The 16,553-nt window shown below is 64.9% G+C and carries 14 protein-coding genes and 1 pseudogene; 10 read left to right on the top strand and 5 right to left on the bottom strand.

Features of this window, described 5'->3' with window-relative positions; genetic code table 11:
- Window positions 1–18 precede the first annotated feature (18 nt).
- Both ASD07_RS09545 and ASD07_RS09540 read left to right on the top strand, forming a co-directional pair.
- The gene (locus tag ASD07_RS09545) at window positions 19–906 is read left to right on the top strand and encodes a M48 family metallopeptidase (RefSeq protein WP_055928618.1); all 888 of its coding nucleotides are present in this window, start codon (window positions 19–21) and stop codon (window positions 904–906) included.
- Between the two features lies 1 nt (window position 907).
- The gene (locus ASD07_RS09540; protein WP_055928615.1) at window positions 908–1,816 is read left to right on the top strand and encodes a pseudouridine synthase; all 909 of its coding nucleotides are present in this window, start codon (window positions 908–910) and stop codon (window positions 1,814–1,816) included.
- Between the two features lie 185 nt (window positions 1,817–2,001).
- On the opposite strand, the gene ASD07_RS09535 is transcribed toward ASD07_RS09540, so the two are convergent.
- The gene (locus tag ASD07_RS09535) at window positions 2,002–2,703 is read right to left on the bottom strand and encodes a hypothetical protein (RefSeq protein WP_055928612.1); all 702 of its coding nucleotides are present in this window, start codon (window positions 2,701–2,703) and stop codon (window positions 2,002–2,004) included.
- A 71-nt stretch (window positions 2,704–2,774) separates the two neighbouring features.
- Window positions 2,775–3,176 (bottom strand): hypothetical protein, encoded by a 402-nt coding sequence (locus ASD07_RS09530; RefSeq protein WP_055928609.1) that lies wholly within the window; start codon window positions 3,174–3,176, stop codon window positions 2,775–2,777.
- Between the two features lie 205 nt (window positions 3,177–3,381).
- On the opposite strand from ASD07_RS09530, the gene ASD07_RS30720 reads away from it, so the two are divergent.
- From ASD07_RS30720 to ASD07_RS09515, 5 genes are all read left to right on the top strand, one after another.
- Window positions 3,382–3,528 carry a hypothetical protein gene (locus ASD07_RS30720; RefSeq protein ID WP_156397943.1) on the top strand — a complete coding sequence of 49 codons (147 nt, stop codon included), beginning with the start codon at window positions 3,382–3,384 and terminating at the stop codon, window positions 3,526–3,528.
- Window positions 3,529–3,599: 71 nt separating this feature from the next.
- Window positions 3,600–3,746 carry a hypothetical protein gene (locus ASD07_RS30715; RefSeq protein WP_156397942.1) on the top strand — a complete coding sequence of 49 codons (147 nt, stop codon included), beginning with the start codon at window positions 3,600–3,602 and terminating at the stop codon, window positions 3,744–3,746.
- A 78-nt stretch (window positions 3,747–3,824) separates the two neighbouring features.
- Window positions 3,825–6,515 (top strand): class III lanthionine synthetase LanKC, encoded by a 2,691-nt coding sequence (gene lanKC / locus ASD07_RS09525; RefSeq protein WP_055928606.1) that lies wholly within the window; start codon window positions 3,825–3,827, stop codon window positions 6,513–6,515.
- Window positions 6,516–6,565: 50 nt separating this feature from the next.
- Window positions 6,566–8,257: an ABC transporter ATP-binding protein gene (locus ASD07_RS09520; RefSeq protein WP_055928603.1), complete on the top strand. Its 1,692-nt coding sequence runs from the start codon at window positions 6,566–6,568 to the stop codon at window positions 8,255–8,257.
- A 16-nt stretch (window positions 8,258–8,273) separates the two neighbouring features.
- A complete protein-coding gene (locus tag ASD07_RS09515) occupies window positions 8,274–11,063 on the top strand; it encodes a pitrilysin family protein (protein ID WP_055928667.1) in 2,790 nt (929 codons plus the stop codon).
- Here ASD07_RS09515 and ASD07_RS09510 read toward each other — a convergent pair.
- Window positions 11,016–11,588: an acyl-homoserine-lactone synthase gene (locus ASD07_RS09510; protein ID WP_055928600.1), complete on the bottom strand. Its 573-nt coding sequence runs from the start codon at window positions 11,586–11,588 to the stop codon at window positions 11,016–11,018. The genes ASD07_RS09515 and ASD07_RS09510 overlap by 48 nt on opposite strands.
- A gap of 188 nt (window positions 11,589–11,776) precedes the next feature.
- Between ASD07_RS09510 and ASD07_RS09505 the strand changes: the two genes are divergently transcribed.
- Window positions 11,777–12,496, top strand: a complete 720-nt coding sequence (locus tag ASD07_RS09505; RefSeq protein ID WP_229207109.1) for a LuxR family transcriptional regulator — start codon at window positions 11,777–11,779, stop codon at window positions 12,494–12,496.
- Window positions 12,497–12,562: 66 nt separating this feature from the next.
- Here the strand turns inward: ASD07_RS09505 and ASD07_RS32295 are convergent.
- Window positions 12,563–12,736 (bottom strand): annotated as a pseudogene (locus ASD07_RS32295) (XRE family transcriptional regulator); the annotation flags it as partial.
- Between the two features lie 138 nt (window positions 12,737–12,874).
- Here ASD07_RS32295 and ASD07_RS09500 point away from each other — a divergent pair.
- A complete protein-coding gene (locus ASD07_RS09500) occupies window positions 12,875–13,465 on the top strand; it encodes an acyl-homoserine-lactone synthase (RefSeq protein WP_055928596.1) in 591 nt (196 codons plus the stop codon).
- A 69-nt stretch (window positions 13,466–13,534) separates the two neighbouring features.
- Complete coding sequence (locus tag ASD07_RS09495; protein WP_055928593.1) at window positions 13,535–15,739, top strand: TonB-dependent siderophore receptor; 2,205 nt, start codon at window positions 13,535–13,537, stop codon at window positions 15,737–15,739.
- 18 nt (window positions 15,740–15,757) lie between these two features.
- Here the strand turns inward: ASD07_RS09495 and ASD07_RS09490 are convergent, their stop codons facing one another.
- Window positions 15,758–16,528, bottom strand: coding sequence for an exodeoxyribonuclease III (locus ASD07_RS09490; protein ID WP_055928590.1), 771 nt, complete (start codon window positions 16,526–16,528; stop codon window positions 15,758–15,760).
- Window positions 16,529–16,553 lie beyond the last annotated feature (25 nt).

Here is a 16,553-nt window from a genome sequence, read left to right as displayed (position 1 = left end):
CTGTGTTATCTTAAATCCATGAAGAAGTTCAAGCTCACCCTTATTGCGCTGGCGCTGGCCGCCGGCGCCGCGTCGGCCCAGCAGGCGCCGATGAATCCCAAAGCTGACGGCATCCCTGTCACCAAGCTTTCGCGCCTGCGCGTCTTTGCCGATGAGCAGGAAATGGACCAGCAGTCCAAGCTGCAATACGCCCAACTGCTGAATGAAGCCAAGCAGAAAGAAGCGCTGGTGCCGGAGTCCGACCCGCAGGTCAAGCGCCTGCGCGCCATTGCGGCCCGCATCGTGCCCAACGCCCAGCGCTGGAATCCCGCCGCTGCCAACTGGCAATGGGAAGTCAACCTGCTCAACTCCGACCAGGTCAATGCTTTCTGCATGCCGGGCGGCCGCATTGCTTTCTATACCGGCATCCTGGCGAAGCTGAACCTGACCGACGATGAAGTCGCCATGGTGATGGGCCACGAAATTGCCCACGCCCTGCGCGAACACGCCCGCAAGCGCGCCGTGCAGTCGACCGCCGTGTCGCTGGCCAGCAAACTGGGTGGCGCCGTGCTGTCGTCCTACCTCGGCATCGACCCGCGCATTACCGATGCCGGCGCCAATGTGGCCGGCCAGCTGACCGTGATGAAATTCTCGCGCGGCGATGAAACCGAATCCGACCTGGTTGGCATCGACCTGGCCGCGCGCGCCGGCTTCGATCCGCGCGCCGGAGTCGCGCTGTGGCAGAAGATGGGCGCCGTCAATGCGCGGCAGCCGATGGAGTTCCTGTCGACCCACCCAAGCGGCAATTCCCGTATCCAGGATATGCAGAAGCAGATGCCGCTGGTGTTGCCGGTCTATGCCCGCCAGCGCGGCCTCGACGTGAACAAGCTGCCGCCTTACCAGACTTCGCCCCTGCCGAAGTCCTGAGATGTCGCGCCCGAAGCACGCCTCGGGCGCACCGCCATTGCCAATGCGCGATGGCGTGACGCCCAGCTACCTTTGGCTGCCGGAGGGCGACTGGCCGGACATGATCACCTTCATGTCCGCCAACTATCCTGCCGTGCCGGAAGCCCAATGGCGTGAGCGCATGGCGCGCGGCGACGTGGTGGACGGCATGGGCGTACCGGTGCAACCGGAGTCGCGTTTTGTGCGCGGCGCCCGCATCTGGTACTACCGCGAGCTGGAGCACGAGTTCCCGATTCCGTTTGAAGAAGAAGTGCTGCACCAGGACGAGCATATCGTCGTGGTCGACAAGCCGCACTTCCTGCCGACCATTCCGTCCGGCCGCTTTGTCAAAGAGACTTTGCTGGTGCGCGTGCGGCGCAAGCTGGGCATGGAAGACCTGGTGCCGATCCATCGACTCGACCGCGAGACGGCGGGGCTGGTGATCTTCTCCTGCAATGCCGAAAGTCGCGGCGACTACCAGTCGCTGTTCCAGAAGCGCCTGGTGCAGAAGGAGTATGAGGCGCTGGCCGCTCCGTTGCCGGGCCGCGAATTTCCTTTCGTGTACCGCAGCCGCATGGTGGAGGGCGACAAGTTCTTCACCATGAAGGAAGAGCCGGGCGAGCCGAATTCGGAAACCATGATCGACGTGATCGAACAGCGCGGTGCGCACGTGCTGTACCGCCTTTGGCCGCACACCGGCCGCCAGCACCAGTTGCGCGTGCACCTGTCGTCGCTCGGCATCCCGATCGTCAATGATGTGTTTTACCCGGTCGCCCTGCCGTGCAAACAGGACGACGTGTCGTCGCCGCTCAAGCTGCTGGCCAAGGCCATCGGCTTCCCCGATCCGTTGACGGGCGAATGGCGCTATTTCGAGAGCCGGCGCACGCTTTGAGCCAATTCCTTGCCTTCCTGCGACAGGAAGGGCGCTAGCTTGGCATAGCTGATCTCAATACCCTTGACTTCCTCATTCCAGGAATTGGGCTGCCGGTCCAGGCGCCGTGGATCGGCAGTACGTCGCCGGCATGGGCAATGCCGGCGAACAGGAGGGCCACGCCTGCCAGTTTTTGCATGAAGGTTTTAGCCGAACATGTAGCGGACCAGCAGTCCGATAGGGAACCACATGCCGAACTGGATTGCGAGGGCGATGAACAAGGCCTGGTTGGAAGGGCGCAGGCCTCCGGCGGCGCCTTCCGATATCACGCGCGTCATCGCCGCATGGGACACTTCGCGCAGCGTCATGCCGGTGGTGGCGACTTCGGTAATGGTTTCCGCCAGCGGGATGCGCGAGGTCAGGCTGGCGAGCAGCCATGGCAATGGTTTTGGCAGGCCGGATTGCAGGTTCAGGAAGCTGCGCCAGCCGCCGAGGAATTTTTCCGACAGCGGGCGGCCTGGTTCGTAATTGACGCTGCGCAGGAAGGTTTCCAGGATGCCTGCGCCCAGCTTGGCGATCAGGCCCGACTGGCTTTCCACAATGCGCGCCAGGATGCCCTGCAGGCCAATCTTATAGGCCGTCATGCCGGTCAGGACGACGGCGAGCATGAAGGGCGCGGCGACAAAGGCAGCATAGATCATGGCCGAGCCGTGGCCGCCACCGAGTTCGCTGCGGAACAACAGCGTAACGCCCAGCGCATTGACGACCAGCGCTGCAATCACTGCCAGCACGGTGCGTACGATGCCGGCACCGGCACCGCGGGTGATGTCGCCTGCCAGTTGCTTGGCGAGGGCGATTTTGTCGATGCCGCTGTTTTCTTCGTTTGACGGGGTCAGGACTTGGTTCATGGCCAGCGCAATAGTTGTTTACGGTTTGGCATTTTAAACAACTAAGGCGTATGTGGGCGCTTTTAATTGCGTCAGTGCGCCGGCGCCGACTTGGGGCTGTAGCTGGAGCCTGGCGGGGCCCAGAACAGCGGGCCTTTCGGCGAGATTTGCAGGTTGTCGCTCAAGCCCTGCTTTTTCAGTTCGCGGCGCAGGCCTTCCACGCCGTCATCGCTCTCGATGATGAAGGCTTCGTCTATCACGTCGCCGTAATGGCGGTTGGTGGTTTCGATCGCCAGCTCGACCAGGTCGCCGTCGGCTTCGATGCTCCACAGGTGCACATCCTCGTCTTCGGCGAAAGTCTTGAAGCGCCAGGTGCCTTTGTCGGTCTGCACGAACTGGATGGTGTCGAATTGCTCGTCGGTGGCTTCCGACTCTTCGTCGTTGATAAAGCTGCTCTTGATGGTCAGCAGGAAGAGGACCAGTACGTTTTTCATGTTGTTTGCCGTGGTTATGCAGGGAATACGCCATTGTAAGGGACTGGCGCGCGTCCGCGCGTCTACCTGCCCTGCGGTCCCGCTGTCAACCCCATATTCCTGCTAGTTATCCGCAGTGCGGTACTTCCATACACTTCATTTCGTCGACACACACAACGTAGCGACGGCAGCAAAACAAACCACACTAACTTTTTGGAGAAATAAGATGACCCGTATCCTGAACCTGCAAGCCATGACCTCCTACCGTCCAGTCGACGAAGAAGCTAACAGCACCTCCAGCGGCAACGGCTGCGCCTGCTCGACCGCCAGCGCCGCCCTTTGCTTCATGGGCGACGAAGTGGTTGCCATCTAAGGCAGCTTCAAGCCACCAGCAGGCAGCGGCGCGGCCAATGCGCCGCTGCCTGCGCACTCCAGGAGAGAACCATGTCCCGCATCCTGAATCTCCAGGGCCTGTCGCTCAGGTTCGGCCTCGACGAAGAAACCAGCAGCACCAGTAGCAATGCGTGCTGCGCCTGCTCGACCCCAAGCGAATGCGCTTGCTTCATGGGCGAAGAATTCATCGCACTCTAGGCGCCGCCCGGCACAGCGGCACGCTGGCGCCGCCGCAGTCTCCCCCTTCCCAATCATCTACAGCTCGGTAGGCACACCATGTCAGAATTCGTAATCAAGGACAAATTCATTTATTCGCTGGCGGACAAGAAATACTATGAAACGCTGACTCGCTACCAGGCCCAGCACGACGATTTCTGCGTCGGCCTGAAACGCCGCCTGCCGCAAGACTGGGTGATGCAGCGCCACGAGCTGTGGATGCACTGCATGCCGCCGCAATACCAGTATCCTGACCAGGGTTGGAAAATCCACCTGTCGGCCACGCCGGCGCATGCCCCCGCCATCCTGAATACCGCCGCCGCCATCCTGATCAAGGAAAACGTGCCGTTCAAGTTCGTGGCGGACAAAATGCTGCTGAGCCTGTCGCTGGGCAAGCGCTGGTCGCGCGGCGCCGCGGGCAAATTCATGGCCATCTACCCGAAAGATGCCGAGCAGTGCGAGCGCCTGCTGGAAGCGCTGCACCAGGCCACGATCGGCTTCCATGGCCCCTACATCCTGTCCGACCGCCGCTACAAGGAAAGCAAGGTGGTGTACTATCGCTACGGCGGCTTGCGCAGCACGCGCCGTATCGGCACCGACGGCAGCAAGACCCACGTCATCCTCGACCAGGACGGCAACTACGTACAGGACGAACGCACGCCGTTCTTCAACCTGCCGGCCGGGGTGGTCGATCCGTTCCAGCCGGAGCAGCAGCTGCAGGATGGCGGCGAAGACGGCACGCTGAAACAGGGCCGCTACAAGATCGAATCCGTGCTGGCCTTCAGCAACTCGGGCGGCGTCTACCTGGCGACTGACCGCGACAGTGGCCAGCGCGTTGTCATCAAGGAAGCGCGTCCCTTCACCAATGTCTCGACGCGCGGCCTGGACGCGGTGCAACTGCTGAAAAAGGAACATCGCGTCCTGAGCTGCCTGGACGGACTCGATATCGCGCCGCAGACGGTGGACTTCTTCTTTGACTGGGAGCACGCCTACCTGGTCGAAACCTATCTCGATGGAGCGCGCGATTTCCGCAGCTATATGGGTTCGGTGTCGCTGAGCCTGCGCACCCGGCCCGAGCCGGATGCCGCGCAGAAGTTCTTCACGCGGTTTTGCGAAGTGTTCGGCCAGCTGACTGCGATCCTGCAGGAACTGCACCGCCGCCACATCGTGTTCGGTGACCTGTCGATGGCCAATGTGATGGTCACGAGGGAGCCGGACAGCGACGCCATCAAGGTGCGCCTGATCGACTTCGAGGGCGCCCACGAAGCCCAGGTCGACCTGGCCGCCCACTTGTTTACGCCCGGCTTCTCGCCCGATGAATTCGGTGCGCGCGGCGTCACGTCGATGGATGACGACCTGTATGCGCTGGGGGCGCTGATGATGGCCGGCCTGTTCCCCATGAATATGCTGCTGACCCTCGACCGCAAGGCGCATCAGCGCTTCCTCGACGCCATGAGCGCCGACTTCGGCTTGCCCGCGCGCCTGCGCCAGGTGATCGAAGGACTGATGTCGCCGCGCGAGCTGCGCCCCGCACTGGAAGAGGTAGCGCTGGCGCTGGCCGAACCGTACCGCCTGCCTGCGCCGCAGATCCGCAGCGATGCCTTCACCACCACAGGCGGCATTGCGATGCTGCAGCGCATGATGGACTATATCGATTCGACTGCCGACTTCGCGCGCTACGACCGCTTGTTCCCGGCCGACCCTGAAGTGTTCTCCACCAATCCGCTCAGCCTGGCGCACGGCGCCTGCGGCGTCGCCCTGGTGCAGCAGCGCGTGCGCGGCAGCGTGGCGCCGGAGGTGCTGGCCTGGATTAAACGCATCCCGCTCAAGCGCGATGCCTATTCGCCCGGTCTGTACAGCGGCCTGAGCGGCATTGCCTGGTTCTGGCTGGAGCTGGGCGAAGAAGAACGGGCGCGCAGCACGCTGGCGCTGGCGCAGGACCATCCTTATCTCAAGCAGAGCGCCGACGTCTACCACGGCGCCGCCGGCTGGGGCATGACGCAGCTGCGCTTCTTCCAGCATTTCCGCGAAGAGCAGTACCTGGCGGCGGCGGTGGGCGCCGGCGAGCAGCTGCTGCAAAGCCGCGAAACCATGGCGCCCGGCCAGTGCGCCTGGCGCACCCCATTGGGCCTGTCGGCCAGCTACGCCCATGGCGCGGCCGGCATCAGCGCCTTCCTGCTCTACCTGCACCTGGCGACCGGGCGCCAGGATTTCCTGCTGGCCGGCGAGGAAGCGCTGGCATGGGTCATGGCTGGCGGCGTTGCCAACGAGGACGGCGGCTTGAGCTGGCTGGCGCGCGACAGCACGCCTTCGCTGACGCCGTACTGGCGCTGGGGCAGCTCGGGCATTGCGCGGACCTTGCTGCGTTACTGGCACGTCACCGGCAAGGAGGAATATGCCGCCACCATCGACCGCGCCATCATCGATGCCGACCGCAAGTATGCGATCTATCCCGGCTACTTCTTCGGCCTGGCCGGCATTGCCGAGCTGTTCCTGGACTTGACCCGCTTCGAGCGCTGGCGCGAGCAAGCCGAGCGCAGCGTGGCGCGCCTGTTCTCCGGCGTCATGCTGTACGCGCTGGAGGAAGAGGCCGGCACGGCCTTCCCGGGCGAATCGCTGGGCCGGATCAGTTGCGACTTCGGCACCGGCAGCGCCGGTACCGCCCTGGTACTGCACCGCCACCTGACGCGCTGCGGCCCGGCGCTGATGGTGGACAGCCTGCTGCCCGGCTGGCCTACGCTCGACCGTTAATCCTTTAACCGCGGGCCGCCGGGCGGCCTGCCAGCTTCCGGAAGACAACCATGGATATCAACACTTCAGCGCCGCCGGGCGTGATGGCTACCCTGAAACAGATGCTGCCATTCGGCCGCCGCTTTGCCGGGCGCATCCTGCTGAGCCTGCTGCTCATCCTGCTGGCGGGCGCCATCCAGCTCACCTTGCCGCTGGGCATCCGGCACCTGTTCGACCAGCTGATGGCGGCCAACGACCACTCCGGCCTGCACGTGCTGTCGGTCCTGCTGGTCGCGGTGTTCGTGCTGCGTGCCGGCCTGGCGTTCTGGGGCCAGTACCTGCTCCAGCTCACAGGCGACAAGATCACCAACGACATCCGGGTTGCCTTGCTGCGCCATTACCAGCAGCTGCCGATCGCCTACCACCACCGCAACCGCATCGGCGAATTCACCTCGCGCCTGTACAGCGATGCGCCGGAAATCCGCAATGTGGTCACCAACCTGACGGTCAACGGCACCATCAATGTCGCCCAGCTGGTGGGCGCCAGCGTGGTGATGCTGTGTATGAACTGGCGCCTGGGCCTGGTGGTGCTGGCCTTGTGCCCGGCCACCACGCTGGTGGCCAACCTGTACGGTCCGTATTTCCGCCAGGTTTCGGCACAGATCAAGGCGTCGCTGTCGGGTGCCGTGGCGTACGCCCAGGAAACCGTGTCCGGCACGCACGTCGTGCGCATTTTCGGCGCCGACGGGCGCGACGTGGCGCGCTTTGCCGACCTGATGGACGGCCACCTGGCGATGGCCGGCAAGGGCCGGCGCGCCGACGCCAGCTATATGGCCATCGTGACCCTGCTCACGGTGGTATCGACCATCGTCCTGTTCTGGTATGGCGCGACCGAGGTGCTGGCCAGCCGCATGACAGTCGGCTCGCTGGTCGCTTTCTTCCTGTATTCGCAAAGTGTGAACCAGAGCATCACCGTGCTGGCGCAGCAGTATTCCACCATCAACCAGTCGCTGGGCGCCTCGGCTAGGGTCTTCGAATTGCTGGACGAGCCGGCCGAGGTGGCCGATCCCGGGCAGGGCCTGCCATTCACCGCGCGCCGCGCAACCATTGAATTCAAGGACGTCAGTTTCCGCTACCACGACACCATCCCGGTGCTGGAAAAGGTCAGCTTCCGCGCGCTGCCGGGACAGACGGTGGCGATCCACGGCCGCAGCGGCATTGGCAAGTCTTCGCTGCTGGGGCTGCTGCCGCGCTACTACGCACCGGCGTCGGGCACCATCTACATCAACGGCATCGACATCAATGAATACGCGCTGGCCTCGCTGCGCTCGGCAATTTCGATGGTCTCGCAAGACGTGTTCCTGTTCTCCAGCTCGGTACGCGAAAACATCCGCTACGGCCGGCCCGACGCTACCGATGCCGAAGTGACGCAGGCCGCGCGCGATGCCAATGCCCACGAGTTTATCGTCGGGCTCAAGGATGGCTACGAGACGGCGGTCGGCGAACGCGGTGTGCAGCTCAGCGGAGGCCAGCGGCAGCGCATCGCCATTGCCCGCGCCCTGCTGCGCGACGCGCCGATCCTGATCCTGGACGAGGCCACGTCCGCCGTCGACGGCGAGACCGACGCCCTGATCCATGCGGCGCTGGAACGCCTGACGGCCAACCGCACCACGCTGGTGGTGGCGCACCGCATGAGCACCGTCGAGCGCGCCGACGCCGTGGTCCACCTGGAAGCGGTGGCGGCGCAGCGGGAAGCGGCTTGAAACGGAAAGGATGCGCATGAAACTGATGACCATCATCGCCCTGGCTGCCTGCCTGCAGGCGCCAGCCGGCGCCGCGGACGGCGTGCAGCGCGGCGCCACGCTGGAAGGCATTACCGAATACCGCCTTGAGAACGGCCTGCGCGTGCTGCTGGCGCCCGACCAGTCGAGGCCGACCGTGACCACCAATATCGTCTACCAGGTTGGTTCGCGCCATGAAAACTACGGCGAAACCGGCATGGCCCACTTGCTGGAACACTTGCTGTTCCGGCCGTCGCAGAAGTTCAGCGGCAAGGACGGTGCGCCCACGCCGCTGGAATTGTTGAACAGTATCGGCGCCCGCTTCAATGGCAGCACCTGGTACGACCGCACCAGCTACCACGCCACCTTCCCGGCCAGTGCCGGCAACCTGGCGCGCATGCTGGAGCTGGAGGCGGACCGCATGCGCGGCGCCGCCCTGGCCCGCGACGACCTGTGGAATCCGGCCACCGGCAAGGGCGAAATGACGGTGGTGCGCAACGAGTTCGAAATGGCGGAAAGCGACCCGCTGCGCGTGACGGGCGAGCGGGTGCGGGCCGTGGCCTACGACTGGCACAACTACGGCAAGGCGGCCATCGGCACGCGCTCGGACATCGAACAGGTCGAGGTGGAGCGCCTGCGCGCCTTTTACCAGCGCTATTACCAGCCGGACAATGCGGTGCTGGTGGTGGCCGGGCAGTTCGAGGAACAGGCGGCGCTGCGCCAGGTGCAGCAGGCGTTCGGCGCGCTGCCGCGCCCGGCGCGCGTCCTGGCGCCCACCTACACGGTGGAACCGGTGCAGGACGGCGAACGCAGCGTGACGGTGCGGCGCAGCGGCGGCGTGCAGCTGGTCAGCGCCGGCTACCATGTCGCGCCGGCCGCCCACAGCGACGGCGCCGCGCTGGAAATCCTGCTGCGCATCCTGAGCGATGCGCCGGGCGGGCGCCTGCACCAGGGCCTGGTGGCCACCGGCCTGGCCAGCAAGCTGCAGGTAGTGGACAGCGCAACGCGCGAGCCCGGCTTCCTGCAATTGGGCGCCGTGGTGGGCAAGGATGCCGCGCTCGAGCCGGCCCAGGATGCCTTGCTGCGCGTGCTGGAGGGCATGCGCGCGCAACCAGTGACCGAGGCTGAAGTGGCGCGTGCGCGCCAGCAATTGCTGAAGAGCTTCGAGCAGGCTGCCAACGATACGACGCGCCTCTCGCTGGCCCTGACCGATGCCGTGGCGGCCGGCGACTGGCGCCTGTTCTTCCTGCAGCGCGAGCGTATTGCCAAGGTCGATGCCGCGGCCGTGCAGGCGGTGGCGGAAAAATACTTCAAGCCGAGCAACCGGACGCTGGGGCGCTTCATTCCCACCGAGCAGGCAGACCGGGTGACGGTGCCCACCGATACCGGACTGGCGGCGGCGCTGCAGGACTACCATGGACGCCCGGCGTTGCGCCAGGGCGAGGCATTCGAGGCCACCCCGGCCGCCATCGAGGGCCGGCTGGAACGGCTGGCGCTGGCCAACGGCATGCAGGCGGCCCTGCTTGCCAAGACCACCAAGGGCGGGGCGGTGCATGCCGTGTTCAAACTGCGCCTCGGCAGCCAGGCCAGCCTGCAGGACAGGGCGGAAGTGGGCCCGATGGCGGCAGCCCTGCTGGCCATGGGAACCCAGTCCAGGTCGCGCCAGCAGTTGCGCGACGCGCTGGACGCACTGCAGGCCAGTGTCAGCTTCCAGGGCGGTGTCGACAGCGTCACCGTGTCCGTGCAAACCGTGCGCGAAGCGCTGCCGGCTGTGCTGGAACTGGTGGCCGAGCAGTTGCAGAAACCGGCTTATCCGGAGCAGGAATTCCTGCAATACCGGCGCGAGCGCGTGGCGCGCACGGAACAGGCGGCGGGCGAGCCGCAGGCGCTGGCCGGCAATGCCGTCCAGCGCCTGCTCAATCCCTTCCCGCCCGGCCACCCGCTGCATGTGCCGGCCTTGCCGGACAGCGCGGCCGCGCAGCAGGCTGTCACGCTGCAACAGGTGCGCGACTTCCACCGGCAGCACTATGGCGCGCAAGATGCGAGCGTGGCCGTGGTGGGCGACTTTGACGCGGCGCACCTGAAAGCCCGGTTGGCGGCACTGTTCGGCAACTGGCGTGCGGCCCAGCCTTATGTGCGGATGGCGCGTGCCTACCAGGCCGCGCCCGGCGCCCGGGTCCAGGTCGAGACCCCGGACAAGGCCAACAGCGTGCTGCTGGCGGCTTACCCGCTGGCCATGCGCGACGACGATGCGGCGTTCCCGGCCCTGTTAATGGCCAACTACATGCTGGGTGGCGGCGCCATGCGCAGCCGCCTGGCGGACCGTATCCGCCAGCAGGACGGCCTGTCCTACGCGGTCAATGCGCAATTGATGGTGCCGGCCCGCGACAGCGCCGGGCTGTGGCTGGCAACGGCCATGAGTGCGCCGCACAACAGCGCAAAAGTGGAGGCGGCCTTGCTGGAAGAACTCGGGCGCGCCGCGCAGCAAGGCTTCACGCAGGCCGAGCTGGAGGCAGCCAAGCGCGCCTGGGGCCAGGCGCGCCAGGTGGCGCGCAATGCCGACGCCGGCCTGGCCGGCATGCTGTCGGAATACCTGGCGCTGGGCCGCACCATGGAGTTCGACCGGGCGCTGGAGGCGCGCGTGGCCGCGCTCACCGTGGCCGAAGTCAACCAGGCGGCAGCGCGGCTGCCGGGGGCGGGGGCGGGGCTGGCGCTGGTGAAGGCGGGCGACTTCCGTCCCTCAATGCTGGCGCAGCGCGTGCAGGGAAGCGCCGACGTCCACCCATAAAGCCACTGCCGTTTCCACCCCGACCTGGTGCGGCGGGGCGAAGCGGCGCACCGCCACTCCGGCCTGGCGCAGCATGCGCTCGACAGCGGTGGTGGTCACCGTCACGTATTGCGCAATGCCGTGGCGCTGGCCGAACTCCACCACTTCGCGGATCGACTGCAGCGTGTGGCTGGAAAAGCCGAAGCCGGCCGCGCCTTCGCCTTCCATCACAAAACGGCTCAGCTCCCAGACCTGGGGATCGCTCGGCGCCGCCTGCCCGCCCAGCAATTGGGCAAATACATCCTTGAGCATGTAGGGGCCGTCGGTCGGCAGCAGGCGCCAGCAGCCGCACAGCATGCCGTCTTCTTCGCGCAACAGCATGTAGTGCGGATCGATGGCGTCAAAGCCATCGATCTCCATCCCCCCCAATACCGAAACATCCCAGCCGCGGCGTTCGCGGAAAGCGCGGGCACGCATCTGGTGCATGGCAACCAGGGTCGCTTTGGGGAAGGCCCGGCGGGCGGCGATTTCGATTTGCAGCGGCATCTTTGGCTCCTGTGGTTGAAGTGACAGGACGATTCTTATGCGTCGTGCATGGGCCGGGAACTAGCAGATCTGCTAGGGAAGACCGTTTGTTGACAAAAAACTACATTGATGATTGAATGTTGGTAATTGCTTAAATAATAATCTCTATTTTCAATCAGCAAGCTGGGTGCAGATCAAAGGGAGGCAAGGTGCTGAAACAGGACCAACTGCACACGTTGATGGAGGCGCAAAGCGACACCGAGTGGGCGCAGGCGCTGGCCGCGCTGGCGGCCCAACTGGGGTTCGAATATTCGCTGTTCGGTGTCGTGCCCAACAGGGCGCAGCCGCTGGAGTCGGCATTCCTGGTGAGCAATTACCCAAGCGAGTGGCGCGCCGCCTATGACAAGCTGCACCTGCATGCCGTGGACCCGACGGTCAGCCATTGCCTTGGCAGCAGCCTGCCGATCATCTGGCAGCCAGCCAGCTTCCAGGGCGAGCGCCAGCAGCAGTTTTACGAGCAGGCGGCAAGTTACGGCTTGCGCGCAGGCGTCACCCTGCCGGTGCACGGGCGCTCGGGTGAATTCGGCATGCTCAGTTTCGTCAGCGACCAGTTGCAGCCCAAGGCTGGCGCCGGCCAGCTCGAACTGCTGGCCAGCGTGGCTTTGGTGCGCGATTACGCCCAGGAGTCGGCGCGCAAATTCAGCCCTGGCAAAAGCACGGCGCCGGCAGTCAAGCTGACCGCGCGCGAACTCGAATGCCTGAAGTGGGTAGCGGCCGGCAAGTCGTCGTGGGAAGTGTCACGCATCCTGGGCCGCTCGGAAGCCACCGTCAATTTCCACCTGGCGAACATCATGCGCAAGTTCGATGTCAGCACGCGCCAGCAAGCCATCGTCAAATCCATCGCGGCCGGCCTGGTCGCACCCGAATAGGCCGGGGTGCCGGCGTGCGGCCGCCAGGTCGACATCGCTGATGTGCATGTCCAGGTAGAGGGCCAGCAGGATTGCCAGCGGCGCCGGCACCCAGCTGCCCTGTTCGATGCGGCTGCCTTGCGACTGGGTGACGCCAAACTGGGCCCAGAACTCGCTTTGCGTTTCGCGCCGGGAAAGGCGTAGCCAGCGCAGTTGTTCACTGGCGGCACGCCGCGCCAGCTGCGCAGGAATTCGGCTCATGATTCTGTGTTCCTGAAAGGGGCGGGGACCAAGCTTAGCATCGGCGCCTGGAGCGTCGAGCTAGCAGATCTGCTAGTTTGCGCCGTATGCATGGCGCATAACAATGAAGGCTCTTCGACCCCACTACAAGGAGCCATCATGCAGCTGAACATCGAAATCGCGGAACGCAACGCCTTCCTGCAGTCCGACCTGTTTGCCATGCACCGCCTGCGCGCCAAGGTGTTCAGCGAGCGCATGGGATGGAAGGTGCCGGTGCTGAGCGGCATGGAAATCGACGGCTACGATGCGATGGATCCTTACTACATGATGATGCGGGAAGAGGGCGGGCTGCTGCGCGGCTGCTGGCGCCTGCTGCCCACGACCGGCCCCTATATGCTGAAGGACACCTTCCCCGAGTTCCTGCACGGCCAGCCGGCGCCGGAAGATCCGCGCATCTGGGAGTTGAGCCGGTTCGCCGTCGAAGCGGAAGGCGTGTCCAGCTTCGGCTTTTCGGCAATGACCATGCAGTCGATCGCCGAAATCATCCGCTACGGCCACCAGCACGGGGTTGCCCAGTATGTCACCGTGACGGCCACCGCGATCGAACGCATGCTGCGCCGCGCCGGCCTGGTGACGCGCCGCATGGGCGCTCCGCTGCACATGGGGCGCGAAAGCGCCGTGGCGATCTACGTCGATATCGAAGCTTCCATGCAATCGCTGGGCCTGGCTCGCACGAGCTTGCTGAACTAGCAGATCTGCCAGTGACGCCGGCGCCGGCGTCGCCAATACACTGGCGCGACCAATCTTAGGTACCGGACCATGAAGAATTTCGACAAGACGCCCGTCGCCGCGGCAGTGGGCATGGCCATGCTGTGCCAGCTGGGCAGTGCCGCCGGACAGGATATGCCGGTCGGCGCCGACCCCAACTCGCGCTCGGCCTACGACAACAAGATGTACCGGGTGGAAGTCAAGAGCCGGCCGCAAAGCGATCTCGACCTGAGGCGCAATGCGGCAGTGGCCAGGCAGACCTACGGCCGCGAGGAAATCGACAAATTCGGCGACAGCAACCTGAACGATGTGGTGCGCCGCCTGCCGGGCGTGGATGTCCAGAACGGCGCGCCGCGCCTGCGCGGGCTGGGCGCCGGGTATACCCAGATCCTGCTCAACGGCGAGCCGGCGCCCAACGGCTTCTCTCTGGAACAGCTCAATCCGGCCCTGGTGGAACGCATTGAAATCCAGAAGGCCGCTACGGCTGACCAGAGCGCCCAGGCCATGGCCGGCAGCATCAATATCGTGCTGCGCAGCGTGCCGAAAAAGGTGCAGCAAAGCGTACGCCTTGGACTGGCCTACGGCGCCGAGCACCCTACACCCAGCGCCAGCGCCCTGTACAGCGCACGGGCCGGCGACCTGTCCTATTCACTGCCGGTGTCGGGCTATGAGTACCATGGCCGGGCCGACATGCGGGCCAGCCGGGTGGTGCCGCAGGGCACAGGCGACGCAGGATTCGCGCGCCAACTGGCCGCCCATGACATGTGGGGCCACAGCTTCAACACCGCGCCGCAAATGAACTGGCGCATCGACGAAGAGCAGGCCCTGAACCTGCAAGCTTTCCTGCAGCGCGCCGACTGGCACAGCAAGGTCCAGTTCGACAACCTGGCCGCCAGTTCGCCGGAGCTGTTCGAAGACTCCAGCCGCAACGCCGGCAGCGCCAGCAACCGCCGGCTCAGTGCGCAGTGGCAGCGGCGCTTTGCGGCCGAACGCAAGCTTGAATTGAAATTCAGCGCTGGCGAGGCAGTCAACAATTTCGACAACCAGACCATTCGCGCCGGCCAGCCCTACCGCCGCAGCGTAGGGGAAAGCCGCGACCGCAGCTTTACCCACTCGGGTAAGATTGGCCAGCTGGTGGGCGAGCAGCACCGGCTGTCGGCCGGCTGGGAACTCGAAACCAGGCGCCGCGACGACGCGCGCAGCATCACGGTGCTTGGCGCCGACCAGCTGCCGGGCATCGATGGCTTGCCATTGTCGGCCCGCATCGAGCGGCAGGCCTGGTACCTGCAGGATGAATGGGAATTGTCGGAGCAGTGGCTGCTGTACGGCGGCCTGCGGCGCGAGGCCATCACCCTGCGCAGCGATACGCTGGAGCAGCCGGTGCGCAACCACAGCCAGGTGCTGTCGCCGCTGCTGCATATCAACTTCAAGCCGGACGCCAAGGGGCGGGATGTGCTGCGCGCCAGCATTACGCGCAGCTACAAGGCGCCAGACCTGTATGCGATGCTTGCCCGGCCAACGCTGAACAGCATCTATCCGCTGCCCAGCCAGGGCAATGATTCGGTGGCGGCCGACCGGGTCGGCAACCCCTTGCTGCGGCCGGAACTGGCAAGCGGCCTGGACCTGGCGTATGAACACTATTTCAGTGGCGGCGGCCTGTTCAGCATTGGCCTGTTCCATCGCCGCGTGAAAGACCTGATACGCAATGTCACCACGCTGGAACACCCAGCCTGGGCCAGCGTGCCGCGTTGGGTCAGCCGGCCCGAGAACCTGTCGCGCGCCAGCAGCAGCGGCATCGAACTGGAACTGAAGGGGAGTGCGGCGCAGTTGCTGCCCGGCTGGGTCGATCCGAAAACGCGGCTGGAACTGCGCAGCAGCCTGAATTTTTATACGAGCAAGGTGGATGCGGTGCCGTTACCCAACAGCCGGCTGGATGGCCAGCAGCCCTGGTCCGGCACCGTCGGTTTCGACTACCGGGCACGCAACTGGCCGTTGGCGGTCGGGGCCAACCTGTCTTATACGCCGGGCTACCTGACGCAGCAAACCATGTCGCAGGCGCTGGACCTGGGCCACAGCCGCGCCATCGACCTGTATGCGCAATGGAGCCTGACCCCGCAAGCGAGTTTGCGCCTGGGCGCCACCAATGCAGCGGCACAATGGTCGGAGCGAACCACCAGTTCGGACGATGGCACAAGGCTCCAGGTGGGGCGCAAATCGCGCCCCAGCTACACCTTTGCGTTCGAGCTCAAGCTGTAGCGGCCAGCGCGCCGCGCATCAGGCGTGGTATTCGATGATCAGCGGCGCGTGGTCGGAGAATTTTTCATCCTTGTAGACCGACACGGTGTGCGCCCTGGAAGCGATGCCCGGGGTGGCGACGTGGTAGTCGATACGCCAGCCCACGTTCTTCGCGTAAGCCTGGCCGCGGTTGGACCACCAGGTGTACTGCTCCGGGCGCTGGTCGAGGCCGCGGTGCACATCGACGTAGCCGACTTCGTCGAACAGCCTGCTCATCCAGGCGCGTTCTTCCGGCAGGAAGCCGGAGTTCTTCAGGTTGCCCTTCCAGTTTTTCAGGTCGATCTCTTTGTGGGCGATGTTCCAGTCGCCGCAGATGACGAACTCGCGGCCTTCGGCGCGCAGCTGCTGCAGGTGCGGCAGGAACAACTCCATGAAGCGGAACTTGGCCAGCTGGCGTTCTTCCGACGACGAGCCGGAAGGGCAGTACACCGAGATCACGGTCAGGTTGCCGAAATCGGCGCGCACGTAGCGGCCTTCGGCATCGAATTCCGGGCTGCCGAAACCGATCTCCACCCGGTCAGGTGCGACCTTGCTGTAGATGCCGGTACCGGAATAGCCTTTCTTTTCCGCGTAATGGAAGTGGCCGTGGTAGCCGTGCGGGTTGAGGAATTCCCCGGTCATGTCCGGTGCCTGCGCCTTCAGTTCCTGCACGCAGATGATGTCGGCGTCGATCGTGCCCATCCAGTTGAAAAAGCCCTTCTTGGCGGCGGAGCGGATACCGTTCAGGTTTGCGGAAATGATTTTTGGCATAGGTGTTCCGGTTAAAATATCGGCA

Source organism: Duganella sp. Root336D2, from assembly GCF_001425005.1.
Lineage (GTDB): Bacteria > Pseudomonadota > Gammaproteobacteria > Burkholderiales > Burkholderiaceae_D > Rugamonas.
Note: the sequence above shows the minus strand (reverse complement) of the source record. Positions and strands in the feature narration are given on the sequence as shown.